This is a genomic window from Hyunsoonleella flava, from assembly GCF_004310325.1.
In the GTDB taxonomy this organism is placed as follows: Bacteria; Bacteroidota; Bacteroidia; order Flavobacteriales; family Flavobacteriaceae; genus Jejuia; species Jejuia flava.
This window is the reverse complement of record NZ_SIRT01000012.1, coordinates 104751-127585: the sequence shown is the minus strand read 5'-3', so window position 1 is coordinate 127585 and position 22835 is coordinate 104751. Positions and strand designations below refer to the sequence as shown.

Here is a 22835-nt window from a genome sequence, read left to right as displayed (position 1 = left end):
ATGAAAAGAAGAAAATTTTTAAAACTCTCTGCAACTGCTTCCGTCATTGGTTTAACACCATTTGAATTACAGGCTACATTAAAATCGGTTTTACCTTATGCTGCATGTCCCAATATTTCAAATAGAAAATTGGTTTTAGTGAATTTAGCAGGCGCGAACGATGGATTAAACACAGTTATTCCACTAAATCAATATGATACTTACAGTACTTTAAGACCGACGATAAAAGTACCTGAAAGCGGTACAAATAAATACATCACACTTGATAGCACTTTGGCAGACAATCAGCAAATAGGGTTACACCCAGTACTTACTGGATTTAAATCTCTTTACGACTCAGGGTTTTTACGAATCCTGCAATCGGTTGGATATCCATCACAAAATAAAAGCCATTTTAAATCCACCGACTTATACCATAGCGGAAATGATGGCAATAGCACACTTAATGGAGCTGAAACTGGATGGATTGGTCGATTTATGGAACAATTTTATGAAGATTTTCTATTAGAAACTTATCCACTAGCGGTTGAAATTGGCTCCAATAAAACCTCACTCGGATTTCATGGTGAAGAGGCCCATGGTATGTCGCTTAACATAACAGGACAAGACCCAGCTGGATTTTATAATATATTAAATGGACTAGGCGGTGCGCCACCAGCAAACATCCCCAATTCTGATTATGGAGACCAAATTAGGTTTTTGAATAATACCGATGCGCTTTCAAACACCTACGCAGAAGCTATCTCCAATTCATTTAACTCTGGACAAAACAATGTTACCTACCCAGATACTGATTTGGCAAATCAATTAAAAACTGTAGCCAGATTAATTAGTGGAGACATAGGATCAAAAGTATTTTTAGTGCGTATTTCCGGTTTCGACACTCATAATGCTCAAGTACAAGCTCCAGGAGATGTTTTAGGAAGGCATTATCCTTTACTTGACGAATTGTCTGGAGCTATTAAAGCCTTTGTCGATGATATGGACAGCCAAAATCTCTCCGATGATATTGTAGGCGTCACGTTTTCTGAATTTGGAAGAAAAGCGGCCGAAAATGGCAATCTAGGAACAGACCACGGTGAAATTGCTCCAATGTTCGTATTCGGTAAACCTGTTGCAGGTGGTGTTTCTGGAACAAATCCAGATTTAACGGAAGCTACAAGCAGCAATAATTACCAAATACAAACCGTACAATATGATTACAGACAAACGTTTGCCACACTTTTACAAGATTTTTTAGGTGCTCAAAATGCCATTATCGATAATACTTTCTTCAACCATACCATCAATGATAGTTTTACCAATTTAAAACTTCCCGAGATTTTGAAAAACCCGCTAACTAGCGATTGCTATCAAAGTCTAAGCACTGAAGAGCAATTAAAAGTAGAAAGAGATTGGTTGATTTATCCAAACCCATTCACCGAAAGCATCAACTTTGCAAGTGTAAATGAAAACACTCAAGTTACCTACAAACTATTTAATGCTTCAGGTGTAGAAATAATGAATAGAACTGATGACCTAATACATGGAAAGCTCACCTTAAATTTAAAATACTTGAGCTCTGGTGTATACTTTTGCTCCGTTAAAACTGGCAATACTCAAGAAATTCATAAATTATTAAAGTTATAATACTTCCCATTAACTACATTCGATCTGGGACATCAATACCCAACACGCGAAACGCATTTTTTATAGTATTGGCGACTGTGTTTGATAATTGAACCCTAAACCGTTTTTCGTTATCTTTATCTGCTCCCAAAATAGAAACATTTTGATAGAAGGAATTAAACTCCTTTACCAAATCGTAAGTATAATTTGCAATTAAGGCTGGACTGTGTTGTACTGCTGCATTTTGAATGACTTCTGGGAATAATTGTATTTGTTTGATGAGTTCTCTTTCTTTGATATGAAGGGATAAGCTTGAATCTATTGAATCTAAATTCTTTACGTCCGCTTTTCGTAAAATAGACTGAATCCTTGCATAGGTATATTGAATAAATGGACCAGTATTTCCTTGAAAATCGATAGACTCTTTGGGATCAAACAAAATACGTTTTTTAGGATCTACTTTTAAAATATAATATTTTAAAGCACCTAAACCAATGGTTTTATAAAGTTCCTGTTTTTCGTCTTTTGAATAACCATCAAGTTTACCCAATTCTTCTGAAATTTCTTCAGCGGTCTCAGCCATATCATCTATAAGATCATCTGCATCTACAACAGTACCTTCTCTACTTTTCATTTTTCCACTAGGTAAATCTACCATACCGTAACTTAAATGATGTAGGTTTTTGGCCCAATCGAATCCTAATTTTTTCAGAATTAAGAACAACACCTTAAAATGGTAATCTTGCTCATTTCCAACAGTGTACACCATACCTCCAACATCAGGATAGTCTTTTACCCGTTGTATGGCAGTTCCTATATCTTGTGTCATGTAAACCGCCGTTCCGTCTGCCCTTAACACTATTTTTTTATCAAGGCCCTCCTCTGTCAAATCACACCAAACGGAACCATCTTCTTCTTTATAAAATACTCCAGATTTTAAACCTTCAGCTACAAACTCTTTTCCTAACAAATAGGTTTTACTTTCATAATACAGCGTATCAAAATCAACACCTAAGTCTTTATAGGTTTCGTTAAAACCTTCGTAAACCCAACTGTTCATCTTTCGCCAAAGCGCCACAGTTTCTTTATCTCCTGCTTCCCATTTACGAAGCATATCTTGAGCTTCTAATAAAATTGGTGCATTTTTTTTTGCCTCATCTTCTTTCTGTCCTTGGTCTACTAATTTCTCTATTTCTTTTTTGTACTCCTGGTCAAACTTTACATAATAATTTCCAACTAGTTTATCCCCTTTTAAACCCGTACTTTCAGGTGTTTCGTTATTTCCAAACCGTTTCCAAGCCAGCATACTTTTACAAATATGAATACCTCTGTCATTAATAATCTGGGTTTTGTATACTTTTTTTCCTGAGGCCTTCAAAACTTCAGCAACGCTATATCCTAAAAGGTTATTTCGTATATGCCCCAAATGCAATGGCTTATTGGTATTAGGAGATGAATATTCTACCATAATGGCCTTATCATCTTCTTTTGGCGTTATAAAACCATACTTTTCTTCATCTTTAATACTTTCAAAGAAATTTAAATAGTAAACATCATTAATTTCAATATTTAAAAATCCTTTCACCACATTAAAGCCTTTCACCTCATCAACATTATTCACTAAATAGTTTCCAATGGTTTCGCCAATTTGCACTGGATTTCCCTTTACAAAACGTAACATTGGAAAAATAACCACAGTAATATCGCCTGCAAATTCCTTTCGTGTAGCTTGAAACTCAACAGATTCTAAATCTATCTCATATGCCGCTGAAACAGCTTGTTTTACATGGTTTGATAATATATCCTGAAGACTCATTTTGCGTTTTAATAGGTGGGCAAAGATAGAAAGATTTTAATCTATTTTCTAAGAATTGTTTCATGGTATGGATTCGGCGATTTAATATTATATATAATCTATTCTCAAACCGAATTAACATAGTATAACACGAATATACATTTCATCGATAAAAGTGCCGTTTTTCTATGTTTTCTGCACTTAATCTATTCGTCGATTTTTTCAAAAAATACACCTCGCTTTTTATCTAATTTTTTGGTAGAAAAACCTATAAATTAGAATATAAAAAGGCTTTTTACAACTTTTGTTTGCCGAAGCTATTATTAACAAAGAATTGAATTTTTATAACACCCCAAAGAACCCCTTGATCTCCCTCAACCAAGCTTCTTTTGATAATGGCTTTGTAAAAAGCTATAATTAGGCGCTTTATGAGGAGAATTATTACTCTCATTTTATTATTTCAGGTATTTTTTGGTTTTACTCAAACCAAAGAACTGGACAGTCTATCTATAGCTTTAGGTTTTGAAACCAATGATTCCCTTAAAGTTGATACTTCTCTTAAAATAATTGACCTCCTCTACGAAGCTAGGGATTTTGAACGCGCATTGCAATACATAAAATTGAGCGACCAGCTTTCATCTGATATCAATTATGAACCAGGTATCGCTAAAATTACTTACTACAAGGCATTGATTTATGCTGAAAAGAATGATTACATCAACGCCATGGATGGCTACACCAAGGCTAAAGGACTATTCAATAAACTTAAAGACACTCTCAACATTGCAAAGGTTAATAATAGCATAGGTTTAATTGAAATGGAGCGTGGTAACTTCAGTAAAGGCCTTCAATATTCGTTATCGGCCATACAGGAATTAGAACGCAGAGGTTTAAGTCACGAATTACGTTCGGCCTATGCAAGCCTTGGAAAAGCGTATTACAAACTAAATGCTGTAGATAAATCCATAGAATACAATTTAAAAGCACTTGACATACAAGAGCAATTAAATGATTCAACTGGGGTTAGCAATTCTAGTTTACTGTTAGCAGAATTATATTCAAAATCCAAGGAGCACAGAAAAGCCATTGAGTTTTATGAAAAAGTATTAAATAGTGCTAAAGGAAAGACCGACTCTATCAGAAGTAACATCTTGCCAAAATTAGGGGGAGAGTATTTAGAATTTAACGACTATGATACTGCTGCGAAGTATTTGATACGAGGCCTGACACTTAACAGAAGGAATAAAAACGAGACAAGCTTAGTAACTACATTAAACAACCTTGGAAAACTTAATTTAAATCAAGGACGACTGCGCACAGCAGAGCAACAATTGTTTGAAGCGGGGGCTCTAGCAAAAAAGTTAAATGACACAGATGAGCTTTTAAAATATTATGGTTTGATGAAAGCTCTAGATTCAACAACTAGGCGATTTGACAGGGCTTTTGTTTGGCAGCGCCGCTATTACCATTTGAAAGATAGCATTAGCGAATCCAACGTACAATCTGTTTCAAAAATTCCTGAGGTAGCTGCAACCGATTTAAGTCTTAATTTTGATACGAAAAATACAAATCCAGAACCTAGCACAAAGATCTCCATTGATGCGGAACAAGAAGACAAGCTTCGTAAATTCAAACTCTTCTTCTATATTCTTTTAGGTATTCTTGCTATCGTGTGTGTGTTTCTAGTTTTAATCTATTTGAAACGAAACAATAGCTTAAAATATGCCCAAGAACTTGAAGAAAAAAATCTTAAAATACAACTACAAAATGAAGCATTTGTTGAGCAAACTCAACACTTGGAAAACGTTAACAATGTAAAGGACAAATTGTTTTCCATTGTTTCACATGATTTAAAAGATTCTCTTTCTTCAATTAATGGCTTTATTGATCTGCTAAGGGACGGCTCCTTATCTAGAGAGGAATTTGATAACTTAATACCAGAATTGAGTGAAAACGCCAATAATGCTTCTCTGCTCCTGTTCAATTTGTTAAACTGGTCTAAATCTCAAATGCAATCGCTTAAACCAAGCCCAAGTTTGTTTGACATCCAAGAAGTTTTTGAAGAGAAGATAAAACTTGTGGAGCAACGTTTAGAAAGTAAGGGCATTGAACTTGTAGACCATTCCCTTCGGGATTTCGCCTATGCAGACAGAAGTATGATTGAGATTGTAATTCAAAACCTTCTGGCAAATGCCTTAAAATTCTCTAAAAAAGGAGATAAAATTACGGTATCAAACCATATAAGTAATGGTAGTTGCATTATAAGTATTGCAGATACCGGGATTGGAATTCCACAACATAATTTAGAAAAACTCTTTAAAAGCAATACCTATTCTACAATGGGTACTAACAATGAAAAAGGCACAGGTCTCGGTCTTTCCATTTGTAAAGAATTAGTGGAACTTAACGGTGGGAAAATTTGGGTAGAAAGCACTGTTAATGTTGGAAGTACGTTTTATGTACAGTTGCCAAAATCTAAACCCAATGGCGATTAAACCTTTGGCAAAAACACTTCGGCCATCATACAACGGGCACTACCTCCTCCACAAGTTTCTATGGTTTCCAAAGAGCTTGACATAATTTTACAGTGTTTTTCAATGGTACTTATTTGGGCTTTGGTTAATGCATCATAGGCTGATTGACTCATTATCAAATACAATTCATCGTTATGCCCACTTACCTGCAACATATTGCCAGCAAAGTTTGAGACTTGTTTCTCGGTAATATCTATAATTTCCTTACCACTCGATTTTAAATGTTTAATAACATTTTTCCGTTCTTTTTTATCATCAATACTACTCAAGCAAATCACCGCAAAAGTCTCTGCAATACACATCATCACATTGGTATGATAAATAGGCTTACGCGCTCCATCGACCGTTTGATTTGCGGTAAACACAATTGGGAAATATTCAAAATCCTCACAAAACTCAATAAATAAATCTTCATCAGCTCTCGGAGACAGAGCACAATACGCTTTTCTATTTACGCGATCTAAAATCACACTGCCCGTACCTTCTAAAAATATGTTTTCCTCTTCGGCACTAGAATAATCTATAATATTATTAATTTCAAAACCTTCAGATTCTATAGTTTCTAAAATATCCTCTCGTCGCTCTAAACGACGATTTTTAGCAAACATAGGATATAAACCTACATCTCCATTTTCATGAAAAGACACCCAATTATTTGGAAAAATTGAATCGGGAGTATCCGTTTCAATTCTATCATTCACCACAATTACGTTTACACCAATACTACGAAGCTTTTCAACATAAGCATCAAACTCTCTCTGCGCCTTTGCATTGACGGTTTCGGGTAAAACACCCTCCACCTCATGCTGGTAATAATTATTAACCACAGTTTGTTCATTCATCCTGAAATTAACAGGACGTACCATCAATATAGTGTTTGTTGTCTGTGGCATCTGATTTTAATTTTCAGCTAAAGTATCTTATTTTTAAATTAGTACTGCGCTGTTTTACCAAAATTTTAATTAGAGTCGTAATAAAAAATCTGGTAACTTAGCCCCTTTAAAACTATAGAGCTTTTAGTTCTTGATTTTAGCACGCCTGACTTATTTTCTAAAATGAAAAAAATTATAAAAAAAATCTTTAATCTTTTCAATTATAGTTTAATAAAAAAACAAACATTGGATAGTCTGTTAAAAGATCAACAGACTGCAAAAGAATATAATTTCATTTTAAAATATCCAGCTGAGATTGGTGCTAAGTATGTTAAGTATAAAGCTAAATCCAAGTCTCAGATTAAACAAGATTTGTTTGTTTTATCAGAATTGAACTTTAAAACCAATGGTTTTTTTATTGAGTTTGGTGCTACGGATGGCATTTCAATGAGTAATACTTTTCTTTTGGAAAAAGAATTCAGCTGGAAAGGTATTCTCGCAGAACCAGCCAAGTGCTGGCATGAAGCACTAGAGAAAAATAGAATTGGGCCAATAGAAAAAGATTGTGTTTGGCACAAAACTGGAGAGGCTCTTGAATTCCAAGAATCCCATAGTTCAACCCTATCTACGATTGTTGGTTTTGGTGATGAAGATTATCATTCAAAAAACAGAAATAACGGAAACCAATATACGGTTAAGACGATTTCATTAAATGATCTATTATTGAAATATAATGCTCCGGAAGTAATCGATTATTTATCTGTTGATACCGAAGGAAGCGAGTATATTATTTTGAATAGCCTCAACTTTAAGAAATATAAATTCAGAGTTATTACAGTTGAACATAATTACACTGAGATACGAGATAAAATACAGAAGCTTTTAACTTCAAAAGGTTATCGGAGGGTACACACAGAACATTCCTTATTTGATGATTGGTATGTTTTAATCTCGAAATAACGGCAATGTAGTACATCGCAGTAGCCCTTCTTGTTTCCCAATTTCTGCATAAGGCACTTCTTCAACTGTAAAACCTTGATCTCTTAACCAAGTGTTCAATCTTATAAAGTTTCGTTCTGAAATAATTACCTCTTCTGAGATGGAAAACACATTACTGAACATCTCATACATTTCATCTTTGGTAATTTCAAACACGTTGTCCTTTCCGAAGAAATCTACCAACCATTGGTATTCACTTTCCACTAAAAAACCGTTTTTATGAATAATAGCTTTTCCTTTTCCTAAAGGATTAAAACAACAATCTAGGTGCAATGCATTTTCTCTGGGGTCTGTATTCGACTTTCTTAGTTCAAACGATTTTACTTTTTTCTTTGGAAATAAATCCTGAATAGCTCTAACGGCTTGAATATTTGTCCTGGCAGTAATTAAATCTGGATAATCATCGCCAGTGTAAGTTCCTATGAAGATATGATCGTTCCATGGCATTACATCACCGCCCTCTACATGACAATCTTCTGGAAGAATAATACGTTTGTCTTCCAATACTTGATTCCATATATAATCAATGGCATGCACTTCTTCTTCCCTGTGGGGTAGAATATTGGCCTCAATCATAATATCATCAATCACAAAAGCTATATCACGAGAAAAAATCTGATTGCAATCCTTTATAATTTCAGGACGATACACCTCGACGTCGTATTTCTTGAACACCTTATAAACCGCATTCATTTCTTTAATCATATCGCTCTCCTTGGGATATGTACCAGCTTTAATGTGCTCAATACTTTTAGGGTCATAGCAATCTTCAATTTTTGGAACTGGACCATTGCTTTCTGCGGTACCTAAAACTACAGAACGCAATCTAGACGTTTCATTTTTAATGTTTAATTGTATCATATACTTTTTACAACGGAAGCTAGCTATTTTTTAAAAAAGCAAAATTAAGAATTTAAACGACTTACTTTATATTATTCTTAAAAAGAGCAGGGTTAAAAAAGAAAAGCTTCATGAAAAACACATGAAGCTTAGTAATTTTTTAAAAAAAGTATTTATTAACGTTTATCTATAGATTTAAATGCTCTCTCGGTTTCGCCTACATATAACTGTCTTGGCCTACCGATTGGCTCTTTGTTTAAACGCATTTCTCTCCATTGTGCAATCCAACCTGGTAATCTACCTAAAGCAAACATCACGGTAAACATTTCTACTGGAATACCCATAGCTCTATAGATTATTCCAGAATAAAAATCTACATTCGGATATAGTTTTCTATCAACAAAATATTGGTCTTCTAATGCTTCTTTTTCTAGGCCTTTAGCTATATCCAAAATAGGATCTTCCACGCCTAGATCTCCTAGTACTTCGTCTGCAGCCTTTTTTATAATTCTTGCACGAGGATCAAAGTTTTTATAAACTCTATGACCAAAGCCCATTAAACGGAATGGATCACTTTTATCTTTAGCCTTTGCCATGTACTTTTTAGTATCTCCTCCATCGGCCTTTATTGCTTCAAGCATTTCCAGTACAGCTTGGTTGGCTCCTCCATGCAAAGGTCCCCAAAGTGCAGAAATACCAGCGGCTATAGAAACAAACAAACCAGCGTGAGAAGAACCTGTAATTCTTACTGTAGATGTTGAACAATTTTGTTCATGATCAGCATGCAAGATTAACAATTTATCTAAAGCATCAATTAAAATTGGGTTTTGTGTGTATACCTCCTCATTCGGTTGTTTAAACATCATTTTTAAAAGGTTCTCAACATACCCTAATGAAGAATCACCGTAATATAACGGCAGCCCCATTTTCTTGCGCATTGTCCAAGAAACAAGAATAGGTAATTTACCTATTAAACGTACAATGGCATTGTACATATCTTCTTCTGAATCGACATTAACCGATTCTGGATTAAAAGCAGTAAGTGCACTAGTTAATGAAGACAAAACACCCATTGGATGTGCAGATTTTGGAAAGGCATCCAAAATTTTCTTTACGTCATCGTCAACAACTGAGTGTTTTTTAATATCAGCATGAAACTTATCCAACTGCTCTTGATTTGGTAAATCTCCAAAAATCAACAAATAAGCAACTTCTAAAAAATCTGCTTTTTCGGCTAATTCCTCAATGGAATAACCCCTATATCTTAAAATACCCTTTTCACCATCTAAAAATGTTATGGCACTTTTGCATGATCCTGTATTCTTATAGCCAGAATCAAGTGTTATCAAACCCTTAGTTGCACCCCGCAATGTACTGATATCCATTGCAACTTCATTTTCCGTTCCAACTTCTACAGGGAACTCATATTTTTCACCATTAAATTCTAAGGTAGCAGTATCTGACATGTGTATTTTTATTTAAATTTTAAGAAGTGCTAAATTACGAAATATCCATTGATTTAAGAAGTGTACTGGTAAAGGTTTTGTAAATTGCGACATTACTAAAATTGATAAAAAAAGCGATGATTTTTAAAAAATCACCGCTTCTCATTAGAAAATTTATATGCTTATTATTGCTTCACTTTAAAAGCGTTTTCTCCTGGAAAATAGGCTACAGAACCAAGTTCTTCCTCTATACGAAGCAATTGATTGTATTTTGCCATACGATCAGAACGAGAAGCAGAACCTGTCTTAATTTGTCCAGTATTTAATGCCACAGCCAAATCAGCAATTGTATTGTCTTCAGTTTCTCCAGAACGGTGAGACATTACAGATGTATAGCCAGCATTATGTGCCATATTTACGGCTGCAATAGTTTCTGTTAAAGAACCGATTTGATTTACCTTAATTAGGATTGAATTGGCAATACCATTTTCAATACCTCTTGATAAACGCTCTACATTAGTTACGAATAAATCGTCACCTACGAGTTGCACTCTGTCACCAATCAATTCGGTAAGGTGTTTAGTGCCTTCCCAGTCGTTTTCATCCATTCCATCTTCAATAGAGATAATTGGGTATTTATTAGCCAATTCAGCCAAGTATTCAGCCTGTTCTTTTGACGTTCTAACCACGCCTTTATCACCTTCAAACTTAGTATAGTCGTATTTCCCGTCAACAAAAAACTCAGCAGAAGCACAGTCTAATGCTATCTTAACTTCATCACCAAACTTATATCCTGCGTTTTCAACAGCTCTTCCAATAGTTTCAATAGCATCTTCAGTTCCATCTAATGTTGGTGCAAAACCACCTTCATCACCTACCGCAGTACTCAAATCTCTATCGTGCAATACTTTTTTCAGATGGTGGAAAATCTCAGTTCCCATTTGCATAGCATGTGTAAAGTTTTTGGCCTTTACTGGCATTATCATAAACTCTTGAAATGCAATAGGCGCATCACTATGAGAACCACCATTGATGATGTTCATCATCGGCAATGGTAATGTATTAGCTGAAACACCACCCACGTAGCGATATAAAGGCATATTCAATTCATTAGCTGCTGCTTTTGCTGCTGCTAAAGAGACCCCTAAAATAGCATTCGCTCCTAGTTTTGATTTATTTGGTGTGCCATCTAAATCAATCATCATTTGATCAATCAAGTTTTGTTCAAAAACCGAAACACCTAATAATTCCTCTGCAATGGTAGTATTTACATTTTCTACGGCTTTTAAAACACCTTTGCCCATGTAAGTATCACCACCATCACGTAGTTCTACCGCTTCATGCTCTCCTGTTGATGCTCCTGAAGGCACAGCAGCTCTACCTAAAACACCATTTTCAGTAATCACATCAACCTCTACAGTTGGGTTACCTCTAGAATCTAGAATTTGTCTTGCGTGTACACTAACTATTATACTCATAATTGGTTTGTTTTTAATCTTTTAATGCCTCAAATTTACGGCTAAATGTTATGTTTTTTACTAGCATTTGTCATAAAATATTCAAATGAAAGCTATAACGTTTTAGTTTGTTATAGCTTTTATTTTTCTATTCTACTGGCGACAATTTACTTTTCTTAATATTCTCCACAAACTGGTCGAACAAATATTCTGAATCGTGTGGACCAGGACTCGCCTCTGGATGGTACTGTACCGAAAACACATTTTTACCTTTCATCGCCAAACCAGCAACCGTATCGTCATTTAAATGAATATGCGTAACTTCTAAATCGCTATTAGCTTCTGCCTCTTCTCTATTCACTGCAAACCCATGGTTTTGCGATGTGATTTCACCTTTTCCTGTAATGAGATTTTTAACAGGGTGGTTAATTCCTCTGTGTCCGTTGTACATTTTATAGGTAGACACACCATTTGCAATTGCAATCACTTGATGTCCTAAACAGATACCAAATAAAGGTAAATCTCTTTTGATGATTTCTTTAGCCACAGCTTGCGCTTCAACCAATGGTTCTGGATCTCCAGGACCGTTTGACAAGAAATAGCCATCTGGATTGAATGCCTCCAAATCTTCAAATTTTGAATCATAAGGAAATACTTTAATGTAACAATCTCTACTTGCAATGTTTCTTAAAATATTCTTCTTAATCCCGATATCTAAAGCGGCCACTTTATAAGTAGCATTTTCGTTGCCAAAATAATAAGGCTCTTTGGTTGACACTTTACTTGCCAACTCTAAACCTTCCATACTCGGCACTTCGGCTAGTTGCTTTTTTAGACCTTCAATGTTATCAACTTCAGTAGAGATGACTGCGTTCATTGCACCGTGTTCTCTAATGTAGCTTACCAAAGCTCTTGTATCTACATCTGAAATCGCTAAAAGATTATTCTTATCGAGAAAATCTTCTAAAGAACCATCAGCTGCAGGACGTGAGTATTCGTAACTAAAGTTCTTTACGATTAAACCTGCTATTTTTATAGAATCTGATTCTACTTCATCAGCATTGGTACCATAATTACCAATATGCGCATTGGTGGCTACCATTAATTGCCCGAAATATGAAGGATCGGTAAAAATCTCTTGATATCCCGTCATACCCGTATTAAAACATACTTCCCCGAAAGCCGTTCCTTGCTTTCCTCCTACTGCTTTTCCATAAAAAATTGTACCATCTGCAAGTAGAATGATGGCGTTTTGTTTTTTCTGATATTTCATGTGTTTACGTTGTTTTCTTATGCGTTAGGGATTGAGGCATTTGTTGAAGCTCCTCGACGCAGGAGAGAGCGACTGCCGAAAGCCCGACCCGACCAAAGGAGGGTAACGCCAAAAGTTTTACAAAAATTCAAAAAAAAAGGATAAACTAAAAATAGTTTATCCTTTATATATTAAATGCTTATTAACATTTATTCTTCTTCGTTTGATGCGTTAGTTTCAACTGGTACTGCTGCTGCAGGTTTACTACCGCCTCTTCTACTTCTTCTAGTAGTTTTCTTAGCTTTTTTACCAGCGTTGTAGATTTCGTTGTAATCTACTAACTCTATCATCGCCATGTCAGCGTTATCACCTAATCGATTACCCAACTTGATAATTCTAGTGTAACCTCCTGGTCTGTCACCAACTTTAGTCGCAACGTCTCTGAACAACTCAGTTACAGCTTCTTTTTGCCTTAGCTTACTAAAAACAATACGTCTGTTATGTGTTGTATCTTCTTTAGATTTTGTTACTAGAGGCTCCACAAATTTCTTTAAAGCTTTTGCCTTAGCAACCGTCGTGTTAATACGTTTGTGCTCTATTAAAGAACATGCCATATTAGCCAACATTGCTTTTCTGTGTGCAGTTTTTCTCCCTAAGTGGTTGAATTTTTTTCCGTGTCTCATGACTTTTGTTTTAAACTTCTATCTTGCTACCAAACTCTTTTGAGGAGCAAATTATAGAAGAGTTGATTAATTTAATCTTTATCTAATTTATATTTGCTTAAGTCCATTCCGAAATTCAAACCTTTAACGTGTACAAGCTCTTCAAGCTCAGTTAAAGATTTTTTACCGAAGTTACGGAACTTCATCAAATCATTTTTATTAAATGATACTAAGTCTCCTAAAGTATCTACTTCTGCAGCTTTTAAACAGTTAAGCGCACGAACAGATAAATCCATATCGATAAGCTTTGTTTTAAGCAACTGACGCATATGAAGCGATTCTTCATCATACGTTTCAGTTTGTGCAATTTCATCCGCTTCTAAAGTAATACGCTCATCTGAGAATAACATGAAGTGGTGGATTAAAGTTTTTGCAGCTTCAGTTAACGCATCCTGAGGTGTAATTGAACCATCTGTGATGATTTCAAATACTAGCTTCTCATAATCCGTTTTTTGCTCTACACGGTAGTTCTCAATGCTGTACTTCACATTTTTGATTGGTGTGTAGATAGAATCTGTAAAGATTGTTCCCATTGGTGCAGAAGGCTTTTTGTTTTCTTCTGCTGGTACGTAACCTCTACCTTTTTCTATAGTGATTTCCATGTTAATGCTCACCTTAGGATCTAAATTACAGATAACCAATTCTGAATTTAATACTTGGAATCCTGAGATAAACTTCTGGAAGTCTCCTGCTAATATTTGCTCTTGCCCAGAAATTGAAATTGAGATAGACTCATTATCAATATCTTCTATTTGTCTTTTAAAACGAACTTGCTTTAAGTTTAAGATGATTTCTGTTACATCTTCAACTACCCCAGCAATCGTAGAAAACTCATGGTCTACACCTTCGATTCTTACTGATGTGATTGCAAATCCTTCTAAAGAAGATAATAATACTCTTCTTAATGCATTACCCACTGTTAAACCATAACCTGGTTCTAAAGGTCTGAATTCGAATTTTCCTTCGAAATCAGTAGAATCGATCATGATTACTTTGTCGGGCTTTTGAAAACTAAATACTGCCATTTGTGTGTTTCTTCGTTTTAATTGTTATTTGGTTGCGCGGTTTATAAGTTTGAAGAAGTACAAATAAACCCTTTGGCCAAATACCAATGTTGTTAATTTATTATTTGGAATATAATTCGACGATAAATTGCTCGTTGATATTTTCTGGAATTTGGATTCTAGCAGGAACAGAAACGTAAGTACCAGACTTAGTATCGTTGTTCCAAGTAATCCATTCGTAAACATGACTTGAATTCGAAAGTGATCTTTCGATAGCTTCAAGTGATTTTGATTTTTCTCTTACAGCAACAACATCTCCTGCTTTTAATTGGTAAGAAGGAATGTTAACGATTTCACCATTAACTGTAATGTGTCTGTGAGACACTAATTGACGTGCACCGCTTCTTGATGGAGAAACTCCCATTCTGTAAACTACGTTATCTAAACGAGATTCACAAAGTTGTAATAATACCTCACCAGTAATTCCTTGAGCAGCTCTTGCTTTCTTAAATAAGCCTCTAAACTGACGCTCTAAAATACCGTAAGTGTATTTTGCTTTTTGCTTTTCAGCTAATTGAATAGCGTACTCAGATTTTTTACCACGACGTCTGTTGTTTCCGTGTTGCCCAGGAGGGTAATTTCTTTTTTCAAAAGATTTATCTTCTCCGAAGATAGCTTCGCCGAATTTACGAGCGATTTTTGTTTTAGGACCAGTATATCTTGCCATTTTTAATTGTTTTTGAGAGTAGTTATGAATTAAGGTCTTAATCTTATCCTTCGATAACCATTAACCTCTCGTTGATACTTGTGTTAATATTGATTTTTTAGGTGTGCAAATTTATGCAAAAAATTAATACCATCTGACAAACAGATGATATTAATTTTATTTACGATTTATGAGTAACGATTTACGATTAAGAAATTCTAAAATCGTGATTCGTACATCTAAAATTTAGTTAGACTCTTCTACGTTTTGGTGGACGACATCCATTATGTGGTAGTGGCGTTACATCAATAATTTCAGTAACCTCAATACCTGCATTGTGAATAGAACGAATAGCAGATTCTCTACCATTTCCAGGACCTTTTACGTATACTTTTACTTTTTTCAATCCAGCTTCTAATGCTACACCAGCAGCATCTTCAGCAGCTAATTGAGCAGCATAAGGTGTATTTTTCTTTGATCCTCTAAATCCCATTTTACCAGCAGAAGACCATGAGATAACGTCTCCCTTCTTATTAGTTAATGAAATGATGATATTATTGAAAGAAGCGGTAACGTGTGCCTCTCCAACTGCATCTACTATTACTTTACGTTTTTTAGTACTTGACTTTGCCATTTATTTTTTAGTTTTTAGTTTATAGTTTATAGTCGCTAGAATCCTAAACCGTATCAATTTCAAACAGATTCTTTCCAACGTCTATAGACTAAAGACTATGTATTATTTAGTTGCTTTTTTCTTGTTAGCAACAGTTTTTCTTCTACCTTTTCTTGTTCTAGAGTTGTTTTTAGTACGTTGCCCTCTTAAAGGAAGACCCGCTCTGTGACGAATACCTCTGTAACAACCAATATCCATTAATCGCTTAATGTTCAATTGTGTTTCAGAACGTAATTCACCCTCAATAGTATAAGATCCAACAGCCTCACGGATTGCTCCTATTTCGTCATCTGTCCAATCTTGTACTTTAGTGCTTTCATCAACCTTAGCCGTTGCTAAAATTTCTTGTGCTCTACTTTTACCTATTCCGTAGATATAAGTTAAAGAGATAACTCCTCTTTTTTGTTTTGGTATGTCTACACCTGCAATTCTTGCCATATTGTTTTTAGTTTCTATTGTTAGCTTTTAGTTGTTAGAATCCTAAACCTTTCGATTTCGAACAGATTCATCTAACGTCTAAAAAACTAATGACTTAATTTTTAACCTTGTCTTTGTTTAAATCTAGGATTCTTTTTGTTTATCACGTAAAGTCTTCCTTTTCTACGCACAATTTTACAATCTGCGCTTCTCTTTTTAACTGATGCTCTTACTTTCATCTTAATTTTAGTTTAAAAGTTCAAAAGTTTAAAGTTTAAAAGTTGAATGACTTTACTTTACAACTTTCTACTTTATTACTTTACAACTTAATGTATTAATATCTATAAGTTATACGAGCCTTAGTTAAATCGTAAGGACTCATTTCTAATTTTACTTTATCTCCTGGTAATAATTTGATATAGTGCATACGCATCTTACCAGAAATATGCGCAGTCACAATGTGACCATTTTCTAATTCAACACGGAACATCGCATTAGATAATGCTTCTATAATTGTTCCATCTTGTTCTATTGCTGCTTGTTTTGCCATAATATCTTTATTAAGCTACTGCTTTTCTATTTTTACCAGTTTTCATCAAGCCATCATAGTGTCTATTCAGCAAATAAGAATTGATTTGCTGCATAGTATCAATCGCTACACCAACCATAATCAATAATGATGTACCTCCAAAGAATAATGCCCAACCTTGTGTTACGTTCATTAGTTTTACAATAAATGCAGGGAATACCGCTATTAATGCTAAAAATATTGAACCTGGCAAGGTAATCTGAGACATTATTTTATCTAGATATTCTGATGTTTCAGAACCTGGACGAATCCCTGGAATAAAACCACCACTACGTTTCAAATCATCTGCCATTTTATTAGTAGGCACTGTAATAGCTGTGTAGAAGTAGGTAAACACAATAATCAGTAAAGCAAAAATTACGTTGTACCAAAATCCAAAAATATCAGAAAAATTAGTCTGCATCCACAAACCAGCTGCTGTATCTTTTAAGAAAGATGATCCTCCAATTAATCCAGGCACAAACATGATAGCTTGTGCAAAAATGATTGGCATTACACCAGATGCATTTAACTTCAATGGAATGTATTGTCTTGATCCACCAGCTGCAGCTCGTTCATAACCACCAGAAGCAGTTCTTCTTGCATACTGTACAGCTATTTTTCTAACTGCCATTACTAACATTACTGATGCCAATATGATGACGAACCACACTACTAGTTCAATCAAAATCATGATTAAACCACCGTTAGATTCTGTTACCCTTGCAGCATACTCTTGCACAAACGACTGAGGCATAGTTGCAATAATACCCACCATAATTAAAAGTGAAATACCGTTACCGATACCTTTATCCGTAATCTTCTCTCCTAACCACATAGCGAAAATACACCCAGTTACTAAGATAATTACAGATGAGAAATAGAATAATCCACCTGTTCCTAATAGGAAAGCTGATTGTGGAATTCCTAGAGCCGGTAAACTTGCTAAATATCCTGGTGCCTGTACCAAACAAATAGCAATGGTTAACCAACGTGTTATTTGTGTAATTTTCTTTTGTCCACTAGCACCTTCCTTTTGTAGCTTTTGCAAATAAGGAATAGCGATACCCATTAACTGTACAACAATAGAAGCCGAAATGTAAGGCATGATACCAAGCGCAAAAACCGAAGCATTAGCAAAAGCTCCACCTGTAAAGGCATTAAGTAACCCTAACAAACCTCCATCAGTACTATCAGCTAAACCGCTTAACTGTGCAGCATCAATACCAGGCAATACCACTTGGGCACCAAATCGATAAACCAATAGCAGACTCAATGTAACGATGATTCTGTTTCTTAGTTCTTCAATTTTCCAAACATTTTTTATTGATTCTATAAATTTCATACGTTAATGTATTCTTATAAAGTTATCGCTTCTCCTCCTGCCGCTTCAATTGCAGCTTTTGCTGAAGCAGAAAACTTGTGAGCAGATACTTTTAATTTAGCTTTTAATTCACCTCTACCTAAAATTTTAACTAGATCATTTTTTCCAGCCAATCCATTTTCAAATAGAGCATTAAAATCTACTGTATCCTTTACTTTTTTATCTTCTACTAACGCTTGCAATGTATCAAGATTGATTGCTTGATATTCTACACGGTTAATATTTGTAAAACCAAACTTTGGCACACGTCTTTGCAATGGCATTTGTCCACCTTCAAATCCTAATTTCTTAGAATATCCAGAACGAGACTTTGCTCCTTTGTGACCACGTGTAGCAGTACCACCTTTACCTGAACCTTGTCCGCGACCTACTCGCTTGCCTTGTGTTTTTACCGATCCTTTTGCCGGTTGTAAGTTACTTAAATTCATTTTTCAGTATTATATGTTAAGCTTCTTCAACAGAAACTAAATGTGAAACTTTTGCTACCATACCCAAAATATTTGGTGTAGCCTCGTGTTCTTTTACTTGTCCAATCCTTTTAAGACCTAAAGCTTCTAAAGTTCTTTTTTGTCTTTGCGTACGATTGATAGCGCTTTTAACCTTTGTTACTTTAATTTTTCCCATCGTTGATAGTTATTAAGCGTTAAAAACTTTTTCAAGTGAAATACCTCTATCCTTAGCGATAGCATTCGCATCTCTTAATTGTAATAAAGCATCAAAAGTTGCTTTTACCACATTGTGAGGGTTAGATGATCCTTGAGATTTTGATAATACATCGTGTACACCAACTGCTTCAAGAACTGTTCTAACAGCACCACCAGCGATTACACCAGTACCAGGAGCTGCAGGAATAATGTTTACTCTTGCTCCACCGTATTTACCTTTTTGCTCGTGAGGTAACGTTCCTTTCCTAATAGGAATACGAACCAAGTTTTTCTTAGCATCTTCAACAGCCTTTGCAATTGCACTAGCCACGTCTTTAGACTTCCCTAAACCTTGGCCTACAACACCAGCTTCATCACCAACAACAACGATTGCTGAAAAACCGAATGCTCTACCACCCTTTGTTACTTTAGTAACTCTTTGCACACCAACTAAACGATCTTTAAGATCTAGTCCACCTGGTTTTACTAATTCTGCGCTTTTATATTTTTGATACATAATTTCTTAGAATTTAAGTCCGCCTTCTCTAGCGCCTTCAGCTAATGATTTTACTCTTCCGTGATATAAGTAACCACCTCTATCAAAAGAAATAGTTTCAATACCTGCTTTTAACGCTTTTTCAGCAATAGCTTTTCCAACTAAAGCCGCAACTTCAGTTTTATTTCCTTTTGCTTTAGCGATATCCTTATCTCTAGAAGATGCAGCGCTTAAGGTTTTACCAGAAACGTCATCAACTATTTGAGCATAGATCTCTTTATTACTTCTATAAACAGCTAACCTTGGTTTTGCTTCTGTACCAGAAACAACCTTACGGATTCTGTTTTTAATTCTTAATCTTCTTTGATTCTTTGTCAATGCCATAACTCAATTATTAAGCTGATTTACCTGCTTTTCTTCTTAATTCTTCACCAACAAACTTGATTCCTTTTCCTTTATAAGGCTCTGGCTTACGGAAACCACGAATCTTAGCGGCTACTTGACCAACTAATTGTTTGTCGTGAGACGTTAGTTTTACGATTGGGTTTTTACCTTTTTCAGAAATCGTTTCGATTTTTACTTCCGGTGCAATGCTCATAACAATATTATGAGAAAAACCTAAAGCTAAATCTAATTTCTGTCCTTGGTTTGATGCTCTGTAACCTACACCAACCAATTCAAGTTCTTTTGTCCATCCTTTAGACACACCTTCAATCATGTTGTGCATTAATGATCTGTATAAACCATGTTTTGCTTTTTGATCTTTAGTATCTGAAGAACGTGTTACCAAAACATTACCCTCTTCAACTTTGATTTCAATTGAATCAAAGTTTTGAGTTAATTCTCCTAATTTCCCTTTTACAGTTACAACGCCATCTTTAACGTCTACTGTTACACCTTCTGGAATTGCTACTGGATTATTTCCTATTCTTGACATTTCTTTCTGGCTTTAATATTAGTAAACGTAACATAAAACTTCACCACCTACATTGTCTCTTTGTGCTTGCTTACCTGTCATTACACCGTGAGATGTTGAAACTATGGCAATACCAAGACCGTTAAGTACTCTAGGTAGTTCCTTAGCACCAGCATACTTACGTAAACCTGGTGTACTAATACGTTGAATTTTCTTGATTACAGGTTCTTTAGTTTCTTTATTGTACTTAAGTGCAATTTTGATGGTGCCTTGTACAGTAGAATCATCGAACTTGTAGCTTAAAATATATCCTTGCTCGAATAATATTTTAGTGATGTCTTTCTTTAAGTTAGACGCAGGAATCTCTACCACTCTGTGGTTAGCTCTAATTGCATTTCTAACTCTCGTAAGATAATCCGCTATTGGATCTGAATACATATTTATTAATTTGCGGTAATGGTTTTCTCAACTGCCTCTCAGCCTTGAACCTTCTACCAATTTATAATTCGTTTTTTACCAGCTTGCTTTCTTAACACCTGGAATTAACCCTTGGTTAGCCATTTCTCTAAATGTAACACGAGAAATTCCAAATTGTCTCATATAACCTTTAGGTCTTCCAGTAAGCTTACATCTGTTATGCTGACGTATAGGAGAAGCATTTTTAGGCAACTTTTGCAATGCTTCATAATCTCCAGCTTCTTTTAAAGCCTTACGTTTTGCAGCATACTTAGCCACTGTTTTAGCTCTTTTTACCTCACGGGCTTTCATTGATTCTTTAGCCATATCTTAATTCTTTTTAAAAGGTAATCCTAATTCGCTTAATAATGATTTTGCTTCTTTATCAGTTTCTGCTGAAGTCACAAAAGTAATATCCATACCTGAGATTTTATTCACTTTATCAATGTTAATCTCTGGGAAGATAATTTGTTCAGTAACTCCTAAATTGTAGTTACCTCTTCCGTCAAAACCAGTAGCTCTAATACCGCTGAAATCTCTAACACGTGGAAGTGCTGAAGTTACCAAACGGTCTAAAAACTCATACATTCTCTCACCACGTAAAGTTACTTTTGCCCCAATTGGCATACCTTTACGTAATTTAAAAGATGCAACATCTTTTTTAGACATTGTAGCTATAGCTCTTTGTCCAGATATTGTGGTTAACTCTTCCACAGCGTGGTCAATTAACTTTTTGTCTGCAACTGCTGCCCCTACACCTTTAGATATTACTATCTTTTGTAGTTTAGGAACTTGCATTACATTTTTATATCCAAATTCGTCTGTAAGAGCTGCAATTACTCTGCTTTTATACTCTTCTTTAAGTCTTGGTGAATATGCCATAACTATATTACTTCATTAGATTTTACTGAAAATCTCACTTTCTTATCACCTTCCATTTTGTATCCTACTCTTGTTGTTTCTCCTTTTGAAGTTAACAATGACAAGTTAGATACGTGGATTGGTGCTTCTTTTTCTACGATTCCTCCTTGAGGATTTTGTGCACTAGGTTTGGTATGTTTCTTTACCATATTTACACCCTCAACGATCGCTTTATTCTTATCCTTAAATACCTGTTGTACTTTACCTTCTGATCCTTTGTGGTCTCCAGCAATTACTTTTACGGTATCTCCAGTTTTTATTTTAAGCTTTCCCATCTTATTAATGTATTAAAGCACTTCAGGTGCTAATGATACAATTTTCATGAATTGTTTATCACGAAGTTCTCTAGCAACAGGCCCAAATACACGCGTACCTCTCATCTCACCCGTTGGGTTTAATAAAACACATGCATTGTCATCAAATCTTATATAAGATCCATCAGGACGTCTTACTTCTTTTATAGTACGTACAACCACTGCCGTAGAAACTGCTCCTTTTTTAATGTTTCCATTAGGAGTAGCATCTTTTACAGAAACTACAATTTTGTCTCCTACAGAAGCGTATCTTCTTTTAGTACCTCCTAGCACACGGATAGTTAAAACTTCCTTCGCACCAGTGTTATCAGCTACTTTTAATCTTGATTCTTGTTGTACCATAATTATTTAGCTCTTTCAATTATTTCAACTAATCTCCAACATTTAGATTTACTCATAGGTCTTGTTTCCATGATCCTAACAGTATCACCTTCGTTGCAGTCATTTTGCTCGTCGTGCGCTACGTACTTTTTTGTTTTAAGTACGAACTTACCATACATAGGGTGCTTTACTTTTTTAACCTCAGAAACCACAATAGACTTCTGCATCTTGTTACTAGTAACAACTCCTATACGTTCTTTTCTTAAATTTCTTGTTTCCATATTCAGCAGAATTATTGTTCTCTTTTAGTTAATTCGGTTGCAATTCTTGCTACAGTTCGTCTCATCGAGCGCAACTGAATTGGGTTTTCTAAAGGAGATATTGCATGAGATAACTTAAGGTCTGAATAGCTCTTTTTTACTTCACCAAGCTTTTCTTGTAGCTCAGCTACTGATAATTCTTTAATTTCTGATTGTTTCATCATCTTAAAT

The 22835-nt window shown here is 35.1% G+C and carries 29 protein-coding genes; 3 read left to right on the top strand and 26 right to left on the bottom strand.

What is annotated here, in order from left to right:
* The gene (locus tag EYD45_RS13455) at positions 1-1629 is read left to right on the top strand and encodes a DUF1501 domain-containing protein (protein ID WP_130965070.1); all 1629 of its coding nucleotides are present in this window, start codon (positions 1-3) and stop codon (positions 1627-1629) included.
* A gap of 13 nt (positions 1630-1642) precedes the next feature.
* Here the strand turns inward: EYD45_RS13455 and argS are convergent, their stop codons facing one another.
* A complete protein-coding gene (gene argS / locus EYD45_RS13450; RefSeq protein ID WP_130965069.1) occupies positions 1643-3424 on the bottom strand; it encodes an arginine--tRNA ligase in 1782 nt (593 codons plus the stop codon).
* A gap of 407 nt (positions 3425-3831) precedes the next feature.
* Between argS and EYD45_RS13445 the strand changes: the two genes are divergently transcribed.
* Positions 3832-5898: a tetratricopeptide repeat-containing sensor histidine kinase gene (locus EYD45_RS13445; RefSeq protein WP_130965068.1), complete on the top strand. Its 2067-nt coding sequence runs from the start codon at positions 3832-3834 to the stop codon at positions 5896-5898.
* Here EYD45_RS13445 and ctlX read toward each other — a convergent pair.
* Positions 5895-6830, bottom strand: a complete 936-nt coding sequence (gene ctlX / locus EYD45_RS13440; RefSeq protein WP_130965067.1) for a citrulline utilization hydrolase CtlX — start codon at positions 6828-6830, stop codon at positions 5895-5897. The genes EYD45_RS13445 and ctlX overlap by 4 nt on opposite strands.
* Before the next feature lie 225 nt (positions 6831-7055).
* On the opposite strand from ctlX, the gene EYD45_RS13435 reads away from it, so the two are divergent.
* Positions 7056-7769: an FkbM family methyltransferase gene (locus EYD45_RS13435; protein WP_233702654.1), complete on the top strand. Its 714-nt coding sequence runs from the start codon at positions 7056-7058 to the stop codon at positions 7767-7769.
* Here EYD45_RS13435 and EYD45_RS13430 read toward each other — a convergent pair.
* The 24 genes from EYD45_RS13430 to rpmC all read right to left on the bottom strand — a co-directional run bounded on the left by EYD45_RS13430 (position 7755) and on the right by rpmC (position 22825).
* The gene (locus EYD45_RS13430) at positions 7755-8669 is read right to left on the bottom strand and encodes a dimethylarginine dimethylaminohydrolase family protein (RefSeq protein ID WP_130965065.1); all 915 of its coding nucleotides are present in this window, start codon (positions 8667-8669) and stop codon (positions 7755-7757) included. The genes EYD45_RS13435 and EYD45_RS13430 overlap by 15 nt on opposite strands.
* Positions 8670-8824: 155 nt before the next feature.
* Positions 8825-10114 carry a citrate synthase gene (locus EYD45_RS13425; RefSeq protein WP_130965064.1) on the bottom strand — a complete coding sequence of 430 codons (1290 nt, stop codon included), beginning with the start codon at positions 10112-10114 and terminating at the stop codon, positions 8825-8827.
* A 164-nt stretch (positions 10115-10278) separates the two neighbouring features.
* Positions 10279-11571, bottom strand: a complete 1293-nt coding sequence (gene eno / locus EYD45_RS13420) for a phosphopyruvate hydratase (protein ID WP_130965063.1) — start codon at positions 11569-11571, stop codon at positions 10279-10281.
* A 127-nt stretch (positions 11572-11698) separates the two neighbouring features.
* A complete protein-coding gene (gene carA / locus EYD45_RS13415) occupies positions 11699-12823 on the bottom strand; it encodes a glutamine-hydrolyzing carbamoyl-phosphate synthase small subunit (protein ID WP_130965062.1) in 1125 nt (374 codons plus the stop codon).
* A 188-nt stretch (positions 12824-13011) separates the two neighbouring features.
* A complete protein-coding gene (gene rplQ / locus EYD45_RS13410; protein WP_130965061.1) occupies positions 13012-13485 on the bottom strand; it encodes a 50S ribosomal protein L17 in 474 nt (157 codons plus the stop codon).
* 71 nt (positions 13486-13556) lie between these two features.
* On the bottom strand, positions 13557-14549 hold the full coding sequence (locus EYD45_RS13405) for a DNA-directed RNA polymerase subunit alpha (RefSeq protein WP_130965060.1): 993 nt from the start codon (positions 14547-14549) through the stop codon (positions 13557-13559).
* Between the two features lie 100 nt (positions 14550-14649).
* Entirely contained in the window at positions 14650-15255 is a 606-nt protein-coding gene (gene rpsD / locus EYD45_RS13400) for a 30S ribosomal protein S4 (RefSeq protein ID WP_130965059.1), read from the bottom strand.
* A gap of 229 nt (positions 15256-15484) precedes the next feature.
* Positions 15485-15868 (bottom strand): 30S ribosomal protein S11, encoded by a 384-nt coding sequence (gene rpsK / locus EYD45_RS13395; RefSeq protein WP_130965058.1) that lies wholly within the window; start codon positions 15866-15868, stop codon positions 15485-15487.
* A 102-nt stretch (positions 15869-15970) separates the two neighbouring features.
* Positions 15971-16345, bottom strand: coding sequence for a 30S ribosomal protein S13 (gene rpsM / locus EYD45_RS13390; RefSeq protein ID WP_130965057.1), 375 nt, complete (start codon positions 16343-16345; stop codon positions 15971-15973).
* Positions 16346-16446: 101 nt separating this feature from the next.
* Positions 16447-16563 carry a type B 50S ribosomal protein L36 gene (gene ykgO, locus EYD45_RS13385; protein WP_013305171.1) on the bottom strand — a complete coding sequence of 39 codons (117 nt, stop codon included), beginning with the start codon at positions 16561-16563 and terminating at the stop codon, positions 16447-16449.
* Between the two features lie 95 nt (positions 16564-16658).
* The gene (gene infA / locus EYD45_RS13380; RefSeq protein WP_007094967.1) at positions 16659-16874 is read right to left on the bottom strand and encodes a translation initiation factor IF-1; all 216 of its coding nucleotides are present in this window, start codon (positions 16872-16874) and stop codon (positions 16659-16661) included.
* Positions 16875-16884: 10 nt separating this feature from the next.
* Entirely contained in the window at positions 16885-18237 is a 1353-nt protein-coding gene (secY, locus tag EYD45_RS13375; protein WP_130965056.1) for a preprotein translocase subunit SecY, read from the bottom strand.
* 14 nt (positions 18238-18251) lie between these two features.
* The gene (rplO, locus tag EYD45_RS13370) at positions 18252-18704 is read right to left on the bottom strand and encodes a 50S ribosomal protein L15 (RefSeq protein ID WP_130965055.1); all 453 of its coding nucleotides are present in this window, start codon (positions 18702-18704) and stop codon (positions 18252-18254) included.
* A 16-nt stretch (positions 18705-18720) separates the two neighbouring features.
* The gene (rpmD, locus tag EYD45_RS13365) at positions 18721-18900 is read right to left on the bottom strand and encodes a 50S ribosomal protein L30 (RefSeq protein WP_130937899.1); all 180 of its coding nucleotides are present in this window, start codon (positions 18898-18900) and stop codon (positions 18721-18723) included.
* 12 nt (positions 18901-18912) lie between these two features.
* Positions 18913-19437, bottom strand: a complete 525-nt coding sequence (gene rpsE, locus EYD45_RS13360) for a 30S ribosomal protein S5 (RefSeq protein ID WP_130937898.1) — start codon at positions 19435-19437, stop codon at positions 18913-18915.
* A gap of 6 nt (positions 19438-19443) precedes the next feature.
* A complete protein-coding gene (gene rplR, locus EYD45_RS13355; RefSeq protein WP_130965054.1) occupies positions 19444-19800 on the bottom strand; it encodes a 50S ribosomal protein L18 in 357 nt (118 codons plus the stop codon).
* 10 nt (positions 19801-19810) lie between these two features.
* A complete protein-coding gene (rplF, locus tag EYD45_RS13350; protein WP_130965053.1) occupies positions 19811-20353 on the bottom strand; it encodes a 50S ribosomal protein L6 in 543 nt (180 codons plus the stop codon).
* Positions 20354-20371: 18 nt separating this feature from the next.
* A complete protein-coding gene (rpsH, locus tag EYD45_RS13345) occupies positions 20372-20770 on the bottom strand; it encodes a 30S ribosomal protein S8 (RefSeq protein WP_130965052.1) in 399 nt (132 codons plus the stop codon).
* A gap of 75 nt (positions 20771-20845) precedes the next feature.
* Complete coding sequence (gene rpsN / locus EYD45_RS13340; RefSeq protein WP_130965051.1) at positions 20846-21115, bottom strand: 30S ribosomal protein S14; 270 nt, start codon at positions 21113-21115, stop codon at positions 20846-20848.
* A 3-nt stretch (positions 21116-21118) separates the two neighbouring features.
* Complete coding sequence (gene rplE / locus EYD45_RS13335) at positions 21119-21670, bottom strand: 50S ribosomal protein L5 (protein WP_130965050.1); 552 nt, start codon at positions 21668-21670, stop codon at positions 21119-21121.
* 2 nt (positions 21671-21672) lie between these two features.
* On the bottom strand, positions 21673-21984 hold the full coding sequence (gene rplX / locus EYD45_RS13330; RefSeq protein ID WP_130965049.1) for a 50S ribosomal protein L24: 312 nt from the start codon (positions 21982-21984) through the stop codon (positions 21673-21675).
* 12 nt (positions 21985-21996) lie between these two features.
* On the bottom strand, positions 21997-22365 hold the full coding sequence (gene rplN, locus EYD45_RS13325) for a 50S ribosomal protein L14 (protein ID WP_130965048.1): 369 nt from the start codon (positions 22363-22365) through the stop codon (positions 21997-21999).
* A gap of 2 nt (positions 22366-22367) precedes the next feature.
* Positions 22368-22625 (bottom strand): 30S ribosomal protein S17, encoded by a 258-nt coding sequence (rpsQ, locus tag EYD45_RS13320; RefSeq protein ID WP_130937891.1) that lies wholly within the window; start codon positions 22623-22625, stop codon positions 22368-22370.
* 11 nt (positions 22626-22636) lie between these two features.
* The gene (gene rpmC, locus EYD45_RS13315; RefSeq protein ID WP_130965084.1) at positions 22637-22825 is read right to left on the bottom strand and encodes a 50S ribosomal protein L29; all 189 of its coding nucleotides are present in this window, start codon (positions 22823-22825) and stop codon (positions 22637-22639) included.
* Positions 22826-22835: the final 10 nt, after the last annotated feature.